Genomic DNA, 21,493 nt, shown 5'->3' on the forward strand with positions numbered 1-21,493 from the left:
AGCGAAACACAGATCCGAATTTCCTTCAAGCCTAAAATTTCAAACTTAAAATATACTCATGAATTCAAATCACAGCCGACTTCCTGGGCGGGGTCTCCAAGGCAAGTGTTGGAACGTAAGGCGCTGACTTTAAAAGGATTGTCGTTCCCGCTAAGGCAGGATTCCAGGTAATATCAGCAAGCGTTATTTCGTGACACGGGCGTAGTAGCCCGGGTCTCCCGGTGGTCGCCCGGGATGACAACGGAGCTGGAAGTTTCTCAAACTCGGATTTGGCTCACCCCTCATTCGGGGCATAGTCCGCAGGATCAACACTGTCCGGCCGGCCTTCCAGTGAAAGCTGTGTCTGGCGAGCAGGAGTTGTCGCGATGACATTCCCCCCCTTCACAACGGCAAGCCGCGTCGCCTTGAGCCGGATCGCTTCGATCGTGTCGCGTGCCTGAAGCAGGACGAAGTCTGCCTTGCAGCCTTTTTCAACACCATATCCTTCCAGACCCAGGGCCCTTGCCGGATGGGTGGTGACGCATTCATAACAATATCGGATCGCTTCCCGGCTGGTCATTTGCGCAACATGAAGACCCATGCTGGCGACTTCCAGCATGTCGCCGGACCCCATGGAATACCAGGGGTCCATTACACAATCATGGCCGAAGGCGACATTGATTCCATAGGAACGCAGTTCCGGAACACGTGTCTGGCCGCGCCGCTTGGGATAGGTGTCATGCCTGCCCTGGAGCGTGATGTTGATCAGCGGATTGGCGATGGCATGAACCTCAGCCTCCGCCATGAGAGGCAGGAGCTTGGAAACGTAGTAGTTGTCCATCGAATGCATCGAAGTCAGATGCGAACCCGCGACCCGGCCCTGCAGACCGAGGCGCTGGGTCTCGTAGGCCAGTGTTTCGATGTGCCGTGACATCGGATCATCGGTTTCATCGCAATGCATGTCAACCATCAGGCCGCGATCTGCCGCAATCTCGCACAGACGCTGAACGGATCTGGCACCGTCCTCCATCGTCCGCTCGAAATGCGGAATGCCGCCAACGATATCGACCCCCATGTCGAGCGCCTTCAGCAGGTTCTGTTCCGCATTCGGCGAGCGGTAAAGACCGTCTTGCGGAAAGGCGACCAGCTGAAGATCGATGTAGGATTTGACCTTCTCCCGGACTTCCAGCAGCCCCTCGACCCCAGTCATCCGATCGTCGCAGACATCGACATGGCTGCGGATCGCGAGAAGACCTTGAGAGACTGCGAGATCGCAGTATTTCAATGCTCGCTCGACGACGGCTTCGACTGTGAGGATTTCCTTCAGCTCGCCCCAGAGCGCAATGCCTTCCAGCAAGGTCCCGCTCTGGTTCATACGCGGCAGGCCGAGAGATAGCGTCGCATCCATATGGAAATGACTGTCGACGAATGGCGGTGACACCAGCTTGCCGCCCGCATCCAGCACATTGCCTGCGTCTGCTTCTATTCCCGGCTCCACGGCTTCGATACGGCCGTTCCGGCAGCCAATATCCACGCCTGTTCGGCCATCGGGAAGGTTTGCATTCTTGACGAGAAGATCAAAACTCATGGGGCAATCCTGTCAGCGTTGACCACGGAAATAGGGAACAAGCAGCGCCCGCGGATAATCCGCCTTGCGTGCGACAACTATCAGCGCAGCGATGGACAACAGATAGGGCATCATCAGAAACACCTGCCCCGGAATGAACGTGCCGACTTCGGTCTGCAGACGAACCTGAAAGGCATCGAACGCTCCGAACAAAAGCGCTCCGAGCAACGCCTTACCCGGTCGCCAGGAGGCAAAGACCGTCAGGGCGATGCAGATCCAGCCACGGCCATTGACCATGCCGAAGAAGAAAGCGTCAAAGGCTGACATTGTCAGAAACGCTCCGCCCAGCGCCATGATTGCCGAGCCGACCACAACAACACCGATTCGAAGGCCGTAAACGGAGAGCCCTTGCGACTCCACCGCGGAAGGGTTGTCGCCAACGGCCTGAATGGCAAGACCGAGTGGCGTGCGATAAAGCACATAGGCCGTCACGCCGACCAGCAGCAAAGCCAGAAAGGTAAGCGATGTCTGTTGAAAAAGGGCAGGCCCGATAAATGGCAGATCCGACAAGATCGGAATGTTCAGGGGTTCGAATTCATCGATACGTGGCGGCGACGACACATCAGGCAGTGCCGTACGATAGATGAAATAACTGAGCGATGTCGCAAACAGTGTCACCCCCACCCCGGACACGTGCTGCGAGAGCCCCAGCGGCACTGTCAGGATGGCATGGATCAGGCCGAAGAACGCACCGGCGAGCGCAGCCACCAGAACGCCGCCCCAAAGGCCCGCCCCCAGCCAGACCGCCATCCAGCCCGCCATGGCACCTGCGGTAAAGATGCCTTCGATGCCAAGGTTCAAAACCCCTGCCCGTTCACAGACAAGAGCTCCAATGACGCCAAAGATAAGCGGCGTTGCGATCCGCAGGGAAGCCGCCCAGAAGTTTGCAGAAATCAGAATGTCCAGAATATCGCTCATTCTGCAGCCTCCTTCGTGCTGGCGGTGCCAACAAAGCGGATCTTGAACCTGAGAAACAGGCCTGAAACCAGAACGCATAACAGCGCCATGGCAACGATCAGATCTGCCAGGTAATTGGAAACGCCGGTTGCACGGGACATGGAATCGGCACCGACAAAAATGCTCGCGATGAATAGCGCGGCGAAAACAACGCCGATCGGCGACAGTCCGGCCAGCATGGCAACCACGATGCCCGAATATCCGAAACCGGGTGACAGGTCAGCGGTGAGATATCCTTTCAATCCGGCAACCTCGCCGACACCTGCCAGTCCGGCAAGCGCGCCGGAAAGAAGCCCAACGCGGATGAAAGTTACGGTGACCGGAATACCCGCATGGCGGGCAGCAGCGGCATTTTCCCCGACGGCGCGGATCTCGAAACCCCATATGGTGCGCTTCAAAAGGAAGTAGACGCCCAGCGAGGCAACAAGCGCCAGGATAAGCCCCCAGTGAATGCGCATGCGCGCCATCAACTTGGGCAAGGCCGCTTCGTCAAGGATAGGCTCTGACTGCGGCCACCCCATGCCCATAGGGTCCTTCATCGGTCCTTCGAGCATCATCTGAACGAACAGCAGGATGATGAAATTCAGAAGCAGCGTCGTGACGACTTCATCGACGCCAAGCTTGGTTTTCAAAAGCGTCGGCCCGAGCATGACGAGCCCGCCGGCAAGCGCACCGGCCAGAACGACGGCAGGGATGAGAATGTAGGACGGACCGGACAGGAAACCCGTGCCAACGGCGACAGCTGCCAGCGCACCGGCGTAAAGCTGCCCCTCCGCCCCGATATTCCAAAGCTTGGCTCGGAAGGCGACAGCTGCCGCAAGACCAGTCAGGATCAGCGGCGTCGCCCGCGTCAGCATTTCGGTGAAGGCAAACATCGACCCGAAGGCGCCCTTGGCCATGAGACCGTAGGCTTCAAAGATGGAAAGACCCGCAAACAGCATCGGAATCGCCGCCAGGATCAGGGCGGCCACAGCTGCGATAATCGGTACGGCAACCATCCGGGAAACCGCGACCGGACCTCTAGGTTCAAAGCGGATCATGCAGCGTCCTTTCCAGAATGCCCGGCCATGCGGAGACCGAGTGTTCCGCGATCGAGTGTTTCCGTCGGCTCCGCACCTGACAGATGTCCTCGGTGGATCACGGCGATCCGGTCGGACAACCGCATCAATTCGTCGAGATCTTCAGAAATGAGGATGACCCCAGCGCCTCGTGCACGGGCGGCAAGAAGCCGCTTGTGAACGTCTGACGTCGCACCGACATCCAGCCCCCTGGAAGGCTGGGCCGCCAGCACCACCTTGGGCTCGGTTTCCAGTGTGCGTGCAAGAACGATTTTCTGGATATTGCCACCCGACAGCAACCGCGCGGGACTGTCTTCACTTTGACAGCGAATGTCATAAGCCTTGATCAAGCACCTTGCCCGCTCGCGCATTGCGGCGAATCTGAGCAGTCCATAGCGCTGGTTCTCCGGCTTCCGAATGGATTCAATGGCGAGATTTTCAGAGACACTCATGGCCCCGACGATGCCATCGTGGTGCCGGTCTTCGGGAATGCGGGCCAGACCTATATCGATAATCGTGCGGGCACTGGCATGATCAAGATTGACGTTTTCCAGCGTCATCGTGCCCTTGGCCGGGGATTCGAGGCCTGAAATCACCCGGGCAAGCATCGCCTGCCCGTTGCCGGATACACCGGCAATTCCAAGAATTTCGCCGGACTTCAGATCGAGGTAGATGTCATGCAGCGCTTCACGGCCCTGACCGGCCGATATACCGCTCATGACAAACAAGTGCTCACCGGCCTGTCCCGGCTCCCGCACCGTTTCGGTAATCTCGTGCCCGACCATCAATTCCGCAAGTTGCCGTTGATCACATCCTTCCGTCGGCAGATCGGCAACCTTGCGGCCGCCCCGCAGCACGGCGACGCGATGGGAGGACGCAATGACTTCCGCAAGTTTGTGAGAAATGAAGATGATGCCGAGCCCTTCCGCTGAAAGCTTCTTCAGCGTGGCAAACAGCGTCTCCGATTCCTGAGGGGTGAGAACCGCAGTGGGCTCGTCAAGAACGAGCACTCTTGCATCCCTGTATAAGGCTTTGAGGATCTCGATCCGCTGCTTTTCCCCCACCGAAAGCTGGGAGACCCTTGTGTCGAGGTTCACGGACAGACCGGAACGCTCCATCAGGTCGGCCAGTTTCGCGCGCGCAGGTGCTCTTGCCGACTTCAATGCGGACAAAGGCTCGGTACCCAGAAGGATATTGTCGAGCGCGCTCAGGTTTTCCGCCAGTGTGAAGTGCTGATGAACCATGCCGATACCGGCTTCCAGAGCCGCGTGCGGAGAACCGGGTTCAAGGTCCGACAACCCCTGTCCTTCCCGCGCAACAAGCACTTTGCCCTCATCGGCCACATAGTGACCGAACAGAATATTCATCAGCGTGGTTTTGCCAGCGCCGTTCTCACCCAAAAGCGCAAGGATTTCACCCTGCCTCAACTCAAGGGTCACATCACCGTTTGCTGTCAGCGCACCAAAGCGTTTGGTGATGCCATCCAGCTTGAGAACGAGCGGGGCGTCGCCTGGCGAAAGCGCCATACCGACCTCCGGAAATTATTTGAAGCAAATTTGACCGGCCGCGGCTTCACACACCACGGCGAAAGAGGTCCGGCGGCTTTCAAGCCGCCGGCCGTTGACTGAAAAGCCAGATTACATGGTCGACTTCGGTTCGCTGTCGTTGACGTTGACCCGGAAGAGGCCGTCCATGATCTCCTGTTCCTTTTCCTTGGCAGCGCTGACGGCATCTGCCGAGGCCAGACCTTCGTCAACAACGAAGCTTCCGCCGCCATAGGCCATGAAGCTGTAGGGACCGTAATCCGCAGGTTCGAAATTGTCGGCGGCCACTGCATCGACTGCGCGGTCGATGGTCGGTTCCATGTGCCAGAGCGCGGAAGACAGGATGGTTCCCGGGTAATCACCTGCCGTGTCGATCACGTTGCCAATGGCCAGAATGCCCTTGTCCTTCGCCGCATCGGAAACGCCGAAACGCTCAGCGTAGAGAATGTCTGCGCCATTATCGATCATCGCATAGGCAGCTTCCTTTGCCTTGGGCGGGTCGTACCAGGAGTTGATAAAGGTCACGAGGAACTTGACGTCCGGGTTCACGGAAGTCGCCCCTTCCATGAAGGCATTCATCAGCCGATTCACTTCAGGAATGGCGTAGCCGCCAACCATGCCGATCACGTTGGATTTGGTGGTTGCACCGGCAATCATGCCGGACAGATAGCTCGGCTCGTGGATCCAGTTATCGAAAACCGCAAAGTTGGGCTGCGCCGGTCCGAAGGAGGAGCCCATCAGGAAGGCGGTGTCCGGATATTCGGCGGCAACCTTGCGCGCCGCCCGCTCAACGGCAAATGCTTCCCCGACAACCAGGTCCATGCCCTGCTCGGCATATTCGCGCATGACGCGCTCGTAGTCGGTATTGGCAACGTTTTCGGAGAATGTGTAGGTGATTTCGCCGCGGTCCTGGGCGGCCTTCAGAGCCTTGTCGATCCGGCTGACCCACTGCTGTTCCACCGGAACGGTGTAGATGGCCGCAACCTTGATCGGGTCGGCCGCTTCGGCTGAAGGAAGAGAAACACCGGCGGCAACTGTGACGGCCAGAGCAGCCGAAAGCATGGCCCTCCGGGCCCGTGAAAACGGTCTTGAAGTGAACATCTGAAAACCCCTGGAAGTATTTTTTACAATGAAAGATGATCACAGATTTTGCGTGCTCACAAGTTGAGCAGGCCCGTAAAGTCGAAATTTTTTGAACAAATGGGAAAATTTCAGCAGTGTTTCGCTCATTTGCCGACGAATTAATCAACCGGGAAAAATCACGTCGAAAAGTCAGTTCAATTGCGAGGGCACCAGGTATCCGGTACTGGAATCACAATTTTCAAATGACGAGCGAAAAGGCCCGCCGGAGGGCGGGCCTTGAAACTCAGATATCGAACTTGACGCCTTGAGCGAGCGGCAATTCGGCCGAGTAGTTCACGGTCGATGTCTGACGGCGCATATAGCCTTTCCACGCATCGGAACCCGATTCGCGGCCACCGCCGGTTTCCTTCTCACCGCCGAATGCACCACCGATTTCCGCTCCGGAAGGACCGATATTGACGTTTGCAATGCCGCAGTCGGATCCCGTGGCCGAGAGGAAGGTTTCCGCTTCACGCATGTTCAGCGTGAAAATGCAGGATGACAGGCCCTGCGGAACATCGTTCTGCAGATCGATGGCTTCATCAAGGTCTTCATACGCCATGACATAGAGAATGGGAGCGAAGGTTTCGGTTTTGACCGTCTCGGTCTGCCCGGGCATTTCGACCAGCGCCGGCGCGGCATAAGCACCACCCGGCACACCCTCGCTCACCGGCTCACCGCCGTGAACCTTGCCGCCCTCAACCTTCGCCTTGGCAATGGCAGACTGCATGGCGTCAAGAGATGCTCCATCAATCAATGGTCCGATCAGCGTACCCTCCTTGCGCGGATCGCCGATCGGCAGGCTGCCATAGGCCTTTGCCAGCTTGGCAACGAGATCGTCCTTGATGGATTTGTGCACGATCAGGCGGCGCAAGGATGTGCAGCGCTGACCTGCTGTGCCCACAGCGGAAAATACGATGGCGCGGACGGCCATCTCCAGATCGGCAGACGGCGCCACGATCATGGCATTGTTGCCGCCGAGCTCCAGGATCGGACGGCCCCAACGCGCCGCAACCTTCGGCCCGACAATCCCGCCCATCCGGGTCGACCCGGTTGCGGAAAGGATCGGAACGTCACGGGACGTTACAAGCGCTTCGCCGATTGCAGCGCCGCCGATGACGACCTGCATCAGATTTGCCGGAGCATCATCTCCGAACCGGGCGACGGCCTTCTCAAAAATCTTCTTGCACGCAAGCGCCGTCAGCGGGGTCTTTTCGGACGGCTTCCAGATGACCGGATTGCCGCAGACAAGCGCCAGCGCCGCGTTCCAGGACCAGACCGCAACCGGAAAGTTGAAGGCCGTGATGACACCACACGGTCCGATCGGATGCCAGCTTTCCGACATTTTATGCCCCGGCCGTTCCGAGGCGATTGTCAGACCGTATAGCTGACGGGACAGGCCGACGGCGAAGTCACAGATATCGATCATCTCCTGGACTTCACCCAGCCCTTCCGATGTGATCTTGCCGGCTTCCAGAGTAACCAGAGCACCCAGCTCATCCTTGGCCGCACGCAATTCTTCACCGAGCAGTCGAACCAGCTCGCCGCGACGCGGAGCCGGAACGGAACGCCAGGCCCTGAAAGCATCTTTGGACCTGGTAATCACCGGTCCGATTTCGCTGGCAGGTGTTTCCTTGATCCTTGCGACTTCTGCACCGTCAATCGGTGAGCGCACACCCAGCGTTCCACCGGAAAGTTCCTCACCGCTGAAACCAAGTGCACTCAATACCTGTGCATGTTCCATGTTCATCTCCTGTGACAATCGGTGTTCGTTCACCGGTTTGTTTCTTCATTCGACATCAGCTTGCCGACCGCCACCGCGATTCGGTCCAGCCCCTTTTCCAGATCGGACCTGGCATAGGCGAACGAGATCCTGGCGTGCCCGGGCAGGCCAAAAGCACGACCTGGAACGATCGCGACATGCGCTTCATTCAGGAGCCAGTCGCAAACTTCCGCATCGCTCGAAAACCTCCCGGCCTCGATCAGTCCTTCGATGTTCGGAAAGACATAAAAGGCCCCATCGGAAATGGCACATTCGACCCCCGGAATGGCGTTCAGTCCATCAACGACCAGGTTCCGCCGTGCTTCGAACTCATTCCGCCGGTCGCTGAGAAGACCTTCCTCGCCCTCAAGGGCAGCAAGTGCCGCAGCCTGCGAGATCGAACACGCACCTGAAGTCACCTGCCCCTGAACCACAATCATGGCCTTGATCAACTCCGCCGGTCCAATTCCCCACCCGATGCGCCACCCGGTCATTGCCCAGGCCTTGGACACTCCGTTGACAATCAGCAAGCGGTCTTTGAGCGCAGGCGCCGCTTCCGCAAAACTGACGAAAGGCTGGTAGCTCAGATGCTCGTAGATCTCGTCGGCGAGTATCCAGACATGTGGATGGTGCAGCAGGACATTGGCCAGTGCCTCAATCTCCGCAGCCGAGTAAATGGCACCGGATGGGTTTGACGGCGAATTGAGCATGACCCAGCGGGTTCGCGGCGTAATCGCAGCTTCCAGTTTTTCCGGGGTCAGCTTGAACTTCTCCGCCATGGAGCAGGGAACGGTAACCACCTTGCCTCCGGCCATCGCAACGATATCGGAATATGAGGTCCAAAACGGCGTCGGGATGATGACCTCGTCCCCCGGATTGAGCGTGGCCAGCATCGCGTTCGCCAGAACCTGCTTGGCTCCGGTCGACACAACCACGTTCTCACGCTCGACACAGGCTCGTTCGGCGATTGCGTCTCTCAGGACGACCGTTCCGGCGGTTGGCGGATATTTGGTCTCACCCTTGGATGCTGCCTCGTGCGCTGCGGCAATCACGTGCTCCGGGGTCGGAAAATCCGGCTCCCCGGTGCTGAGTGCTATCACATCATGGCCTTCGCCACGCAGCATTCTCGCCCTTTCGGAGATTTGTACGATCTCCGAAAGAGCAATGCCGCTGATGCGTTCGGCCCGCCGAAACAGGACATTCTCAGCCATTGTAGCGAGCACCGTTCCTGGTCTTCAAAAAGGCCTCTAGGGAAACGTCTTCCTGCTTGAGGAAACCTTGAGCCGGGAGCGTCCCTTCGCGGACCATTTCAATCACGGCAACCACCGAGGAGGCGGTCGTCCAGGCGATGGCAGTGCGTTCCTTGCCGGCAATTTCAACAGGCTTCAGGCCGCGAACGAATTCCTTGCGCTGCGTGCGCCCATTCAGTTCTCCTTCCGCCGCCACATGGATATAGACAATATCGTCGCTGACCGGAGGCTTGGCGTTGACAAGGATCTCACCTGCGTCCTTGCGGCGGTCACGCATCAGAAGCTCGTGGAAGAAAAAGTTCATCAGCTGCACGTGACCGGGATAGCGCATGGTCTTGTAGTCCATGTTCGGCACCCGATCCTTGTAGGTTTCACACATGGTGCCAAGCCCACCCGATGTTGTGAACGCTTCCAGCTCGATACCGCCGATGACGATCTTTTCGATCCACTCCATCGGCGAAACCCATTTGATTTCACCGTCTTCCAGAACTTCGCAGTCGTTGAGATATTCGTTCACCACGCCTTCGGGAGACCAGTTGAACGAGTACCCCATCAGGCCTGTCGGGTTCTGCGGCAAGGCACCGACGCGCATGCGGCAAGAACGGCAATTGTCGAATTCCTCGATCAGGCTGGCACCGACGATGCCGACAAAACCAGGCGCCAGACCGCATTGCGGCGCCATCAGGCCTTTCGACGTTTTCGCCAGCTCCATGATTGCCTTGGTCGTCGGCACATCTTCGGTCAGGTCGAAGTAGTGAAGACCAAGCTGGTGAGCGACATTGGCAACGCCGATATTGAGAAAATACGGCAGGCAGGACAGAACCGCGTCGAACCCGGTGAGCGCAACAGTCAAAGCTTCAGCATCACTGACGTCGATCGTCTGTGTTTCAAAGGGCAGACTTGCACCGGTCTGGGCGTCAAATCCCGTTACCGAAAAGCCGCTCTCATGTAACAGCTCGCTAGCAAGCGTGCCGACCTTACCAAGCCCGAGGACTGCTATCTTATGCATGTTCGATTTTTCCCTGAACGCGTTTAGAGGTTAGATTACCCCCACTTGACCGGCACAAAAACACCTGAAAAATAGTTATATCCATGATCAAAACTCATGAATAAGCCGAGACTCCAATGAAACGCGATATTCCGATCCCAAGCATTTCCGTGCTTCGCTGCTTCGAAGCAGCCGCCAGATACCAGAGTTTCACTGCCGCTGCCGAGGAGCTGGGCCTGACACAGAGCGGCGTCAGCCGCCAGGTCAAGGAACTGGAAGACCAGATCGGAGCAGCTCTGTTTCGCCGTGAAGGCCGCGGAATTCGGCTGACTCATGCCGGAAAGTCACTCTCCGATAGCCTGTTTTCGGACCTGACCAGATTGCGCCGGACGATCTCGCAGGCTGTTGCGGCAGGTGAAACCCAGGAGCTTTTGTCCATTGCCGCCCTGCCGACATTTGCCACCCGCTGGCTGGTACCGCGGCTCAAGAATTTCAAGGCAAGACGTCCCAATCTGGATCTCATGGTCTACAGCCGGTCCGAGCCGTTCGATCTGGTGGAGCAGGGCACCGATGTTGCCATTCACTTCGGCACCAACGACTGGCCCGGCGCCAAGCTGACGCCGCTTTGCCCGGAAGATCTCGTAGTGGTCGCGGCGCCTGCCCTGATCAAGGCGAACCCGATATCTGAAAATGCCGATATCCTGAACCTGCCTCTGCTTCACATGACGTCCCGTCCGCATCTTTGGAAAGCGTTTCAGAAAACCGTCCCGGAAACGACGACGCATGTTCAAAAGGGAAGTTACTTCGACCAGTTTTCCCTGATCATAGCCGCTGCAGCCGGTGGCATGGGCGCGGCAATCCTGCCGACCTACCTGATAGAGGTCGAGCTGGCCTCGGGTGCACTTGTCGAGCTGGGAACCGTCGAGGATGGTTCCGGACACAACTACTACATTGCCACGCCGCCAGGCGAGTTGAGCCCGCCTGCGGCTGAGTTCGTGTCATGGATCCGAAAGCAGGTCAGCCGCCGCGTCTGATCTCCGGCGGCCGACTGGCACTCTCAGGTCTTCGTGATTGTTTGCAGGATCGTCTCCGTCGAAGCCCGCATGGCCGGTATGACCGACTTCAGTATTTCGATGCGATCGAACAATTGCGGTTTCTCATCCAGTGTTTCGCGGAGCGCGCTTCCGAAAGTCTGCCTCAGTTCTGTTCCCAGATTGAACTTGCAGACCCGGCTTTCCCTCGCAAGCCGCTGGCGAACTTCTGTCGGAATACCGCTGCCGCCATGCAGAACCAGAGGCTTGCTCGTGACCGCTTCGACGGCTTTCAGCGCTTCAAAATCGATGCCGTCGGTCTTTTCGGTCTGAAGGTGCACATTGCCGACGGAAACTGCAATCGCATCCGCCCCGCTTTCACGATCGAACCGGTGGGCCTCGGCAGGATCTGTAAACGCGGAACCGGCGCCTTCGGCATAGCCGACAAAACCAACCTCGCCTTCCACCGAAACACTAGCTGCATGTGCCTTTTCGGCAAGACGTGCCGTCAGTTCGATATTCTCCGAAATCGGCAGCCTGGAACCATCGAACATCACCGAAGTGAAGCCGTGGTCGATCCCCGCCAGGCAATCTTCCAGCGTATAGCCATGATCAAGATGACAAACGACAGGAACGCTTGCCTGATCGGCCAGGTAGCGCAACATCTTGCCGATAACAGGGATCGGAGTATGCGCCCGGCACCCTGGTCCTGCCTGCAGAATAACCGGGCATCTGGTATTCTCGGCAGCCTCGACAAAGGCAACGGCATCTTCCCAGCCGAGAACCACCAGACCGGCCAGCGCATAGCTGTCCGTCATGGCGGGTTCCAGGACCTCATTCAGAGTGACTGCGGTCATTTGAACTTGGCGATCATGTCTTTGATGCCTGGAATGGTCTCGATCTGCCAGGCGTGATCCGGTTGGAAGTACTGAACAAGAGAGCGCTGCGACAGACCGCCGAGGATCGTGAAGTAATACATTTCATAACCCGGAGCGACCACGCACGGATGGTACCCCTTGTCCAGAACGATCGTGGATCCATCGACAATGTGATAGGCATCGCCAACCTTGCCGTCTTCGCGCTGGACGAGCTGCATTCCGAACCCCTTGTTCGGCCGGAAACGGAAATTGTAGGTCTCGTCGTGACGGGATTCTTCCGGTAGCCGGTCCGTATCATGTTTGTGCGGCGGAAAACCCGACCAACCGCCCTGCCCGACTGTGAACAGCTCGGAGACAAGCAACCGACCAACCCTGTCATGGTACTTGGTGCCGAGAATATGTTTGATCTTGCGGTGGGTCTTGGTGTCGTCCGACCCGTATTGAACGAGATCGATATCCTTTGCACGCACGTCGAACGGTTCCAGAACCTTGTCGTATTTGGCACCGGCAATGAAGACCTCCGCTTCGTCACTGACGCAAACAAGCTGCGCCTTCGCGCCAGATGGCACATATACGCCCTCCGGTTCACCGTCCCATACGTCGACACCGCGCAGTCCGACAGCTGGGTAGGCTTCGCCTTCCACGATGACGTCGACACTGCCGGTTGCTGGAACCACCGCCGTTTCATACCCCGGAACGGCGTATTCGAACGCCTGGCCGCGGGTCAACTTGACGATGTTGAAGTAGTTCAGCGGAACCCGGCTGTCCTCGACATTGATGATGGGCTCGTTCTTGTTGTCATAGGGGGGGAAATGCATGACAGCCTCCTCAGGTCTGTGGGGCGGAGTTTTGAGATACGAATGTGTCGAGTTCAGCGGAAGTCGGCATTGCCGGAGCGCAGCCGAACCGGGACACGACCATTGCCGCGGCGGCCGAACCGCGCAAAACCGCATCTCTCAAGGAATGACCGGTCGCCATCGAAGCCATGAGGGAAGCCATGAAAGCGTCACCCGCACCCATCGGCTTGACGGCGGTTACCGGAAAGATTCCGGTTTCGAACGTTTCATCCTTCGAAAAGACGATCGATCCCCTTTCGCCCATCTTGTAAACGATTGTCATTTCGTCCCGACCAAGTTCCATCGCCAATTTGCGACCATCCTCGTGCGTTCCATTGGCCACGACCGCGAACTCATCGTCATTGCCGACAACAATATCCGATGCCTCAATCGCGGCCCGATAGGTTTCCGAAGCTTCATGGGCGCCTGGCCATGAATAAGGACGGTAGTCAAGATCGATGACGACAAGCGCATCGGCGTTGCGGGCATGCTCCAAAGCTCGAAGCGTTGCCGTGCGGGACGGATTGGACGCGAGCGCAGTGCCTGTGACGATCAACGCGTCGAAATCCTCGAACGCCACTTCCGCGATCAGGTCCTCGGTCAGCATAAGATCGGAAGCGTTGTTGCGGTAAAGCGTGTTCTGCGTGTTTTCGATGCGCGTTTCAGTAACGGCCAGGGAAGTCCGTGTTTCTCCCGGCAGCACGCGCACGTGGGACGCATCGATACCGTATTTTTCAAGCTCGTTCAGAACGAACCGGCCGACGGCATCATCGGAAACGCAGGACAGCAGACTAGTCGCGAGATCGTGACGGGCGAGACCCGCAGCAATGTTGCCCGATGATCCGCCAAGCGCTGTCGAGAACTTCGTTGCAACCTCGACTTGGGTGCCGGGAGGATCCGCATAAAGGTCCATACCGGCACGGCCGAGAACAAGGAACTTCGACTGCGGTAAAAGAAGTGCCGACATTCTCAGACGCCTTTCCTCTGCGCGGAGCGGCCTGCTTCCCAGTCTTCATGCGCCTTGCGGACGCGCTCGCTGCTGGAGACTTCTGGCGTACCGACTTCCCACCAGGTGTGACCTTCCTGGGTCCAGCCTTCGAAGGCATCAACCTGCAGGGAAATCACATAAGTGCGGTCGGACTGCTTTGCTCTGCCGAAGGCTTCCTTTAGCTCGGCAATGGAATGAACGGTTTCGCCGTTTGCTCCCATGCTGCGCGCGTGTGCTTCGAAATCGACGGCAAAAGGTTCAACTGCCAGCTTGCAGTCGGAAATCAGGTTGTTGAATGACTCGTTGCCTGAGTTGTTCTGCAGCTTGTTGATGACGGCAAAGCCGCCATTGTCGCAAACAACGATGATCATCTTCGAACCGGCAAGCACCGATGAATAGATATCGGAATTCATCAGCAGGTAGGACCCGTCACCGACAAAGACGATCGTGTCCTGATCAGGGTTCTTTTCCTGATGTCCGAGCCGTGCGCCCCAGCCGCCCGCAATTTCATAGCCCATGCAGGAAAAGCCGAATTCGACATCGACACTGCCGATCGATTTCGTCCGCCAATTGGCGGTCACTTCGGCCGGCAATCCTCCGGCAGCGGCGACAACACGGTCGTTCTCGTGGCAGACCTCGTTGATCGCACCAATCACCTGCGCATAGGACATCGGACGATTGCTGCCGTCCCTGGTGGTCGGTGACATGTTGTCGTTCAGATAAGCATCCCACGTGGTTCGTTCGCTCCCAGCCTTTTCAACCCAGCCGGACGGCGCCCGATAGGAGCCCAAGGCTTCTGAAAGCAAAGGCAATGTCAGCTTTGCGTCGCCGACGACCGGCTGTGACATGTGTTTGCCGGCATCGGTTCGACCGACATTGATCGAAACGATCTCGGCATCTTGCCCAAAGGCCGTCCAGGAACCGGTGGTGAAATCCTGCAGGCGCGTGCCGACGGCAAGGATCACATCGGCATCCTTGGCAAGACTGTTGGCGGAATTCGAGCCGGTGACACCGAGCGGGCCACAGTTAAGGTCATCGGAGTAGACAAGGTTCGCACGACCGGCAATGGTTTCGACAACCGGGATCTGGTGACGATACGCAAATTCCTGCAACTCCTGCGTCGCCAGCGAATACTGAACGCCGCCACCTGCGATAATCACCGGCCGTTCTGCGGTCTTGAGGCTCTCGGCCGCCGCCGCCAGTTCCCTCGCATCCGGAGCCTGCCGACGCAGGTAGTGGATTTTCGCCTCAAAGAATTTAATCGGATAATCATATGCCCAACCCTGGACATCCTGCGGCAGACCCAGGAAGACCGGACCGCAATCCGCCGGGTCGGTCAGCGTATTGACCGCTGCCGGGAGCGATTGAAGCAGTTGCGCCGGATGGGTGATCCGATCCCAATAACGGGTGACGCTCTTGAAAGCATCATTGACTGACAGGCTCGGATTGCCCGGATGTTCGACCTGTTGCAGGACCGGGTCCGGCAGACGGGTGACAAAAGCATCGCCGCACAACATTAGCAGGGGAAGACGATTGGTGTGCGCGATACCGGCGGATGTCAGCATGTTCGTCGTGCCGGGTCCGGCGGAGGACGTCGCGAACATGAACCGGCGGCGCAGCTGCTGCTTGGCATAGCCCACGGCAGCCATGGCCATGGATTGCTCGTTCTGCCCGCGCCACAGCGGCAACTCTTCCTTGTGGTTGTAGAGCGCCTCTCCGAGGCAGGTCACGTTGCCATGACCGAAAATACCGAATCCGCCTGCGCATAGCCGGACCGTCTGACCGTCGATCTCGACGAATTGCGCAGCAAGGTATCGGACAAGAGCCTGAGCCATGGTCAGGCGAACTGTCTTCTCGGCCATGAGCCTCAAATCCTCCAGGAAAGCAAATTATGGGTGCAGCCCCTCCCGGGGGCCCTTGACTGTGAAAGCTAATGGGTGTTTAGCTATTTTGCAAGCGGTTGCAAAAACGGATCAAGAAACAGATGAAAAAGCGTAAGCTTGGCATAGGCATCGTCGGTGGCGGCTACATGGGCAAGGTTCATGCCGTGGCAATGCATTCGGTCGGAGCCGTTTTCGACACGAACTTGCGCCCGGTGCTGGAAATGATCTGCACAACGACGGAAGAAGGTGCAGCACGGAAGGCAGCGGAACTTGGTTTTGCCCGTTCGACCGCCGACTGGCGGGAACTTGTCACCGATCCGAAAGTCGAAGCGGTGGTCATCGCATCACCGCAACACACCCATCTGGAAATCGCGACCGCAGCATTCGAACTCGGAAAACCCGTCTTTTGCGAAAAGCCTCTCGGCCGGAATATTGCGGACAGCCGCGCCATGGTGGCCGCCGCCAGGATCTCGAATTGCGTCAACATGGTCGGGTTCAACTATATTCGCACGCCGGCCTCCCAGCTTGCCCGAGAAATCATTCAATCCGGCGAGATTGGCGACGTCACCTATCTGCGCGGGGAGCACACCGAGGACTTTTTCGCGGATCCCAACATCCCTGGCACCTGGCGGGCGCAAGGCAAATCAAACGGCAATATGGGTGACCTGGCCCCGCACATCATCAACGCCTCTCAGGCTCTCGCTGGCCCGATGGAACGGGTGCTTGCGGAAATCGACACCGTTGTGAAGGAACGCCCGTCTGACAATGGCATGGTGCCGGTGACCAACGACGATCAGGCGCAGCTCATGTGCCGTTTCACATCCGGCGCGATTGGCTCTCTCTATATCAGCCGCACGGCTTTCGGCCGCAAGATGGGCTATGCTTACGAGATCTACGGCACGAAGGGGTCGATCCGCTTCGACCAGGAAGACCAGAACGCACTCTGGCTCTTTGAAGGCGACCAGCATCCCGCACGCGAGGGGTTCAAGAAAATCCTGACCAGCCCTCATCATCCGGATTACATCAATTTCTGCCTGGGACCAGGGCATGGCACCGGCTACCAGGAGCAGATAACGACAGAAGCCCGCGATTTCCTGAAGGCAATCGAAACCGGCACCAATGTCTGGCCAACCTTTGAGGACGGCCTTTACGTGAACCAGGTCATTGAAGCGTCCTGGCAATCGAACGAATCCAAAAGCTGGATCAACCTCGACGAAGTCTAGGAAACCTTTGGCCCTGGACCGTCATATCTGGACAGATCAGATGACAATCAAAATAGGAAACGCCCCCTGCTCGTGGGGTGTCGAATTTGCGGATGATCCGCGCAATCCCGCGTGGCAGACCGTTCTCGACGAATGTCGAGGTGCAGGATATCGCGGCATTGAACTTGGACCCGTCGGGTTCATGCCAGAAGATCCGGCCGAGCTCGGCGATGCTCTTGCGGCACGCAATCTGGAACTGATCGGGGGCGTTGTATTCCGCCCGTTCCATGACCCGCAGAAATGGGATGACGTCAAAGACGGCGCCGTGCGGACCTGCAAGGCGCTGAAAGCCCATGGCGCGCGCCATCTCGTCCTCATCGATTCCATCTCTCCTCGCCGCGCACCCACGGCAGGGCGGCCGGATGAAGCGGAAAAAATGTCGGCATCAGAGTGGGCCGACTACCGCAACAAGATCCGCGACATAGCCAGGATGGGAACCGAAGAATACGGCCTCACCACCGCCATCCACCCTCATGCGGGCGGTTTCATGGATTTCGAGTACGAAGTCGAACAGCTGCTTGAGGAAGTGGATGAATCCATCCTGAAAATTTGCCTGGATACCGGTCACAGCATCTATGCAGGCTTCGACCCGGTCGCCTTTATGGACCGGCACATGGATCGTATTTCCTATATGCACTTCAAGGACATTGATCCGGCAATCCGGAAGAAGGTCGTCGCCAATCGGACGGATTTCTATGAGGCCTGCGGCGACGGGATTTTCTGCAATCTGGGCAAGGGTGCAGTTGACTTCCCGACCGTGAAGGCGCGCCTTGAGCAGGCTGGCTTCGACGGCTGGTGCACCGTGGAACAGGACTGCGACCCGGAAATGGCACAGTCCCCGCTCGACGATGCCAAAGGCAACCGGACCTACCTGCAATCCATCGGCTTTGAGGACGCAGCATGACCAGACTCAATTGGGGAATGATAGGTGGCGGCGAAGGGTCCCAGATCGGTCCGGCTCACCGCATCAGCGCCGGACTGGACGGACATTTTCACCTCACCGCGGCCGCACTCGACATCGACCCGGAACGGGGGAAGTCTTTCGCAAAGCAACTGGGTGTCGCTGAAGACCGTGCCTATGGCAACTGGCAGGAAATGCTGGATGGTGAAAAGTCCAGGCCGGACCGGCTCGACCTGGTAACAATCGCCACGCCGAACGCCACGCACTACGAGATTTCCCGCGCCTTTCTGGAAGCCGGTTTCCACGTGCTTTGTGAAAAGCCGCTGACCATGACGGCTGATGAAGCCGAGCACATTGTTGCGATTGCCAAGGAAGCAGGCAAGATCTGCGCCGTGAACTACGGCTATAGCGGTTATCCCCTCGTTCGCCAGATGAAGGCCATGGTAACGAATGGCGACCTCGGCAATATCCGGCTGATCAAGGCTGAGTTCGCACACGGGTTTCATGCCGATGCCGAGGAAGCCGACAATCCACGTGTTCGTTGGCGCTATGACCCGGCACAGGCCGGCACTTCGGCTGTCTTTGCAGACGCCGGCATTCACGCCTTTCACATGGCCTGCTTTGTTGCCGGACAATCACCTTCCAAGCTGTCCGCCGATTTTGCGTCCCTGGTGGGCGACAGGCAGCTTGAGGACGATGCCATGATCAACATCCGCATGGACGGTGGCGCCCTGTGCAGGCTCTGGACAAGTGCGGTTGCCGTCGGACGTATGCATGGCCTGACCCTTCAGGTCTTTGGTGAAAAAGGCGGCCTTTCCTGGCAGCAGCAGCATCCGGATCAGCTGTACTGGACACCGCTCAACGGCAGGACACAGGTTCTGGAACGCGGTGACGCGACCCTGTCGGAGCAAGCTGTGCGGGCATCCCGGATCGCAATCGGACACGCCGAGGGCCTGCCAGTTGCCTTTGCCAACATCTACCATGACCTGTCTGAAGTCCTGAAAGCATCGAACGCCGGCAACGCGCCGAGCCCACTGGCATTGGACTACCCGACGGCTGTCGACGGTCTCTGGTCGATGAAAGCGATCGAAGCTGCGGCAAAATCCGCGAAATCAGGCGGTGCATGGGTGACCGTGTGATTGCTGAAGCGGGGTGACAACACCCCGCAGCATGCTCAGGACCTGGAAACTGGCCGCAAAGACCCTCTCTCCACAACGGAACAGGGAAAAAGCCGGATTTCCGGGCTCCTCGCCGGATTTTCCACCATGCCGACAACGAGTTCGACCGAGCTCATGATGATATCGCGGATCGGTTGGCGAATGGTCGTCAACGCATAGGCATCCCAACCGGCCATGGCAATGTCGTTGAAGCCCAGAAATCCTATATCTTCCGGGATATTCTTGCCGGCGGCCCGGGCGGCATCCATGGCGCCCATGCAAATCAGGTCATCACCGCAGAAGACAGCCTCGACGGACCGATCCTCCATGACTTCTCCCATCGCCACGCGACCGGACTGATAGGTATAATTCTCTGCAAAACAAGTCTTGGCGACCTCGAGCCCCAACTGCCCAGACGTGCCGACGAAGCCGGCTGCACGGTCCTGGGTAGAGGTTGCCGTCTCCGGACCACCCAGCAGTGCTACCTTTTTGTAGCCGCGCTCACAAAACGTGCGCGCCGCCATGCTGCCGCAGAACTCGTTGTCGATTCCAACCACATGCACATTGGCATTGGCCTGATACTTGCCGAATGTATGAATGACCGGGATCCCTGCCGTCTGAAAGGCATTGGCGAAACTGGTCGGAAGTGTTGAGGTGGCAACAATCACACCATCGACGCTGTATTGCTTGAGCAATTCGACAAATTTTTTCGGTGAAGTGTCTCCGGACAAATTGACCAGAAGCGGCCTGAAACCACGCTTCTGCAGCTCGCTGGTAAACAGATCGAACACATCGAGGAAAGCCGGATTTTGGAAGTTGTTCGCGACAAGGCCGATCAGTTTCGTCCGGTTTGTCGCTAGACTGCGCGCAATCAGCGACGGCTTGTACCCCAGCGCCTTTGCGGCTTTCTCCACTTTTTCCCGCGTGCGCGCCGAAACACTGGCACCGTCCGTGAAAGTGCGCGAGACGGCAGATCGCGACACACCCGCCAGCTCTGCGACTTCCTTCAATGTAACCGCCAAGTCGTCAACCCAATCAATTCATCTATCCGTTTTCATCGTCGAAACTACACGATTGCTCCAAGGCGTCAATTTTTTTGCAACCGGTTGCAATTTTGCGACGATTGTGTTTGTCTTGGAACAGGCACGGGCTTCTCACCGAAGAACCCCGTATCGAAGTGCCTGTTTCAAGGGAGGAACACATGAAGAAGACTCTATTTGCGATGGCCGCCGCTGCCATCGCTTTCACTGGCATGAATGCTCCGGCGTCTGCAGATGGCGAGCGTTTCGTTCTCGTCAGCCACGCACCGGACAGCGACAGCTGGTGGAACACCATCAAGAACGGCCTGGCCCTGGCAGGCGAACAGGTTGGCGCCGAGGTGGAATACCGCAACCCGCCAACCGGTGACATTGCCGACATGGCGCGCATCATCGAGCAGACGGCCGCGTCCAATCCCGATGGCATCATCACAACGCTGGCAGACCCGGACGTCCTGTCCGGCCCGATCCAGAATGCCGTTGCAAAAGGCATCCCTGTCATCATCATCAACTCCGGCACGCCGGAGCAGGCTGCTGAAGTCGGTGCGCTGATGTATGTCGGTCAGCCGGAGTATGATGCAGGTCTGGCGGCCGGTCAGCGCGCAAAGCGCGACGGCGTCGGCTCGTTCCTTTGTGTCAACCACGTCGTATCCAACCCGGTCGTTGGCGAGCGCTGCCGCGGGTTTGCTGACGGTCTGGGCGTGGAACTCGGCGACAGCATGATGGACAGCGGTCAGGATCCGGCTGAAATCAAGAACAAGGTGAAGGCTTACCTGTCCGCAAATCCCGACACGGAAGCGGTTCTGACCCTCGGCCCGACCTCCGCTGACCCGACCATAGGCGCTCTGCAGGAAATGGGTAAAGCAGGCGACATCTATTTCGGTACGTTCGATCTGGGCACCGAAATCGTCAAGGGCATCAAGGACGGCACCATTCAGTGGGGCATCGACCAGCAGCCCTTCTTGCAGGCTTACCTGCCGGTCATCGTTCTGGCCAACTACCAGCGCTTCGGCGTTCTGCCGGGCAACAACATCAACTCCGGCCCGGGCTTCATCACGAAGGATGCACTGGCCAAGGTTGAAGAATTCGCCGGCGAGTATCGCTAAGACAAAAAGTGGCAGCCACGGCTACCCACTTGAGGGGCGGTTCATCCGCCCCTCCCTTTACCGGCAATACGAGCGGGCCGGACATGCCACTCGGAATGACAACTCAAGACAACTTGTTCTGCGGCCG

18 protein-coding genes are annotated in these 21,493 nt (G+C 58.0%); 5 read left to right on the forward strand and 13 right to left on the reverse strand.

The window, feature by feature from the left end; genetic code table 11:
- Nucleotides 1–274: 274 nt before the first annotated feature.
- The 8 genes from ABLQ08_RS09985 to ABLQ08_RS10020 form a co-directional block, all read right to left on the reverse strand.
- The gene (locus ABLQ08_RS09985; protein WP_352941321.1) at nucleotides 275–1,567 is read right to left on the reverse strand and encodes an amidohydrolase family protein; all 1,293 of its coding nucleotides are present in this window, start codon (nucleotides 1,565–1,567) and stop codon (nucleotides 275–277) included.
- A gap of 12 nt (nucleotides 1,568–1,579) precedes the next feature.
- Nucleotides 1,580–2,524 carry an ABC transporter permease gene (locus tag ABLQ08_RS09990; RefSeq protein ID WP_352941323.1) on the reverse strand — a complete coding sequence of 315 codons (945 nt, stop codon included), beginning with the start codon at nucleotides 2,522–2,524 and terminating at the stop codon, nucleotides 1,580–1,582.
- Nucleotides 2,521–3,603 (reverse strand): ABC transporter permease, encoded by a 1,083-nt coding sequence (locus ABLQ08_RS09995; protein ID WP_352941325.1) that lies wholly within the window; start codon nucleotides 3,601–3,603, stop codon nucleotides 2,521–2,523. Before ABLQ08_RS09995 ends, ABLQ08_RS09990 begins: the two co-directional genes overlap by 4 nt.
- A complete protein-coding gene (locus ABLQ08_RS10000; protein ID WP_352941327.1) occupies nucleotides 3,600–5,147 on the reverse strand; it encodes an ABC transporter ATP-binding protein in 1,548 nt (515 codons plus the stop codon). The genes ABLQ08_RS09995 and ABLQ08_RS10000 overlap by 4 nt, the downstream gene beginning before the upstream one ends.
- Nucleotides 5,148–5,258: 111 nt before the next feature.
- Complete coding sequence (locus tag ABLQ08_RS10005; RefSeq protein WP_352941329.1) at nucleotides 5,259–6,227, reverse strand: BMP family protein; 969 nt, start codon at nucleotides 6,225–6,227, stop codon at nucleotides 5,259–5,261.
- 304 nt (nucleotides 6,228–6,531) lie between these two features.
- On the reverse strand, nucleotides 6,532–8,031 hold the full coding sequence (locus ABLQ08_RS10010) for an L-piperidine-6-carboxylate dehydrogenase (protein WP_352941331.1): 1,500 nt from the start codon (nucleotides 8,029–8,031) through the stop codon (nucleotides 6,532–6,534).
- Nucleotides 8,032–8,060: 29 nt separating this feature from the next.
- Nucleotides 8,061–9,260, reverse strand: coding sequence for a pyridoxal phosphate-dependent aminotransferase (locus ABLQ08_RS10015; RefSeq protein WP_352941333.1), 1,200 nt, complete (start codon nucleotides 9,258–9,260; stop codon nucleotides 8,061–8,063).
- Nucleotides 9,253–10,308: a saccharopine dehydrogenase family protein gene (locus ABLQ08_RS10020; protein WP_352941336.1), complete on the reverse strand. Its 1,056-nt coding sequence runs from the start codon at nucleotides 10,306–10,308 to the stop codon at nucleotides 9,253–9,255. Before ABLQ08_RS10020 ends, ABLQ08_RS10015 begins: the two co-directional genes overlap by 8 nt.
- Nucleotides 10,309–10,424: 116 nt before the next feature.
- Here ABLQ08_RS10020 and ABLQ08_RS10025 point away from each other — a divergent pair, with 116 nt between their 5' ends.
- Complete coding sequence (locus ABLQ08_RS10025; RefSeq protein WP_352941338.1) at nucleotides 10,425–11,321, forward strand: LysR substrate-binding domain-containing protein; 897 nt, start codon at nucleotides 10,425–10,427, stop codon at nucleotides 11,319–11,321.
- A 23-nt stretch (nucleotides 11,322–11,344) separates the two neighbouring features.
- Here ABLQ08_RS10025 and ABLQ08_RS10030 read toward each other — a convergent pair whose 3' ends face one another.
- The 4 genes from ABLQ08_RS10030 to iolD are packed head-to-tail and all read right to left on the reverse strand — an operon-like array spanning nucleotide 11,345 to nucleotide 15,882.
- On the reverse strand, nucleotides 11,345–12,175 hold the full coding sequence (locus ABLQ08_RS10030) for a class II fructose-bisphosphate aldolase (protein WP_352941341.1): 831 nt from the start codon (nucleotides 12,173–12,175) through the stop codon (nucleotides 11,345–11,347).
- A complete protein-coding gene (locus ABLQ08_RS10035; protein ID WP_352941343.1) occupies nucleotides 12,172–13,014 on the reverse strand; it encodes a 5-deoxy-glucuronate isomerase in 843 nt (280 codons plus the stop codon). The genes ABLQ08_RS10030 and ABLQ08_RS10035 overlap by 4 nt, the downstream gene beginning before the upstream one ends.
- A 10-nt stretch (nucleotides 13,015–13,024) precedes the next feature.
- Nucleotides 13,025–13,999 (reverse strand): 5-dehydro-2-deoxygluconokinase, encoded by a 975-nt coding sequence (iolC, locus tag ABLQ08_RS10040; protein WP_352941346.1) that lies wholly within the window; start codon nucleotides 13,997–13,999, stop codon nucleotides 13,025–13,027.
- A gap of 2 nt (nucleotides 14,000–14,001) precedes the next feature.
- On the reverse strand, nucleotides 14,002–15,882 hold the full coding sequence (gene iolD / locus ABLQ08_RS10045; protein ID WP_352941349.1) for a 3D-(3,5/4)-trihydroxycyclohexane-1,2-dione acylhydrolase (decyclizing): 1,881 nt from the start codon (nucleotides 15,880–15,882) through the stop codon (nucleotides 14,002–14,004).
- A gap of 122 nt (nucleotides 15,883–16,004) precedes the next feature.
- Between iolD and ABLQ08_RS10050 the strand changes: the two genes are divergently transcribed.
- Genes ABLQ08_RS10050 through ABLQ08_RS10060 form a run of 3 tightly spaced genes read left to right on the forward strand, consistent with a single transcriptional unit; the run spans nucleotide 16,005 to nucleotide 19,205 of the window.
- A complete protein-coding gene (locus ABLQ08_RS10050; RefSeq protein WP_352941351.1) occupies nucleotides 16,005–17,126 on the forward strand; it encodes a Gfo/Idh/MocA family protein in 1,122 nt (373 codons plus the stop codon).
- Between the two features lie 40 nt (nucleotides 17,127–17,166).
- Complete coding sequence (locus ABLQ08_RS10055) at nucleotides 17,167–18,069, forward strand: TIM barrel protein (RefSeq protein WP_352941354.1); 903 nt, start codon at nucleotides 17,167–17,169, stop codon at nucleotides 18,067–18,069.
- Nucleotides 18,066–19,205 carry a Gfo/Idh/MocA family protein gene (locus ABLQ08_RS10060; protein WP_352941357.1) on the forward strand — a complete coding sequence of 380 codons (1,140 nt, stop codon included), beginning with the start codon at nucleotides 18,066–18,068 and terminating at the stop codon, nucleotides 19,203–19,205. Before ABLQ08_RS10055 ends, ABLQ08_RS10060 begins: the two co-directional genes overlap by 4 nt.
- Before the next feature lie 35 nt (nucleotides 19,206–19,240).
- Here the strand turns inward: ABLQ08_RS10060 and ABLQ08_RS10065 are convergent, their stop codons facing one another.
- Nucleotides 19,241–20,245 carry a LacI family DNA-binding transcriptional regulator gene (locus tag ABLQ08_RS10065; protein WP_352941359.1) on the reverse strand — a complete coding sequence of 335 codons (1,005 nt, stop codon included), beginning with the start codon at nucleotides 20,243–20,245 and terminating at the stop codon, nucleotides 19,241–19,243.
- A 179-nt stretch (nucleotides 20,246–20,424) separates the two neighbouring features.
- On the opposite strand from ABLQ08_RS10065, the gene ABLQ08_RS10070 reads away from it, so the two are divergent.
- On the forward strand, nucleotides 20,425–21,366 hold the full coding sequence (locus ABLQ08_RS10070) for a sugar ABC transporter substrate-binding protein (protein ID WP_352941360.1): 942 nt from the start codon (nucleotides 20,425–20,427) through the stop codon (nucleotides 21,364–21,366).
- Nucleotides 21,367–21,493 lie beyond the last annotated feature (127 nt).

The sequence above is a fragment of the Roseibium sp. SCP14 genome (genome assembly GCF_040329475.1).
In the GTDB taxonomy this organism is placed as follows: Bacteria; Pseudomonadota; Alphaproteobacteria; order Rhizobiales; family Stappiaceae; genus Roseibium.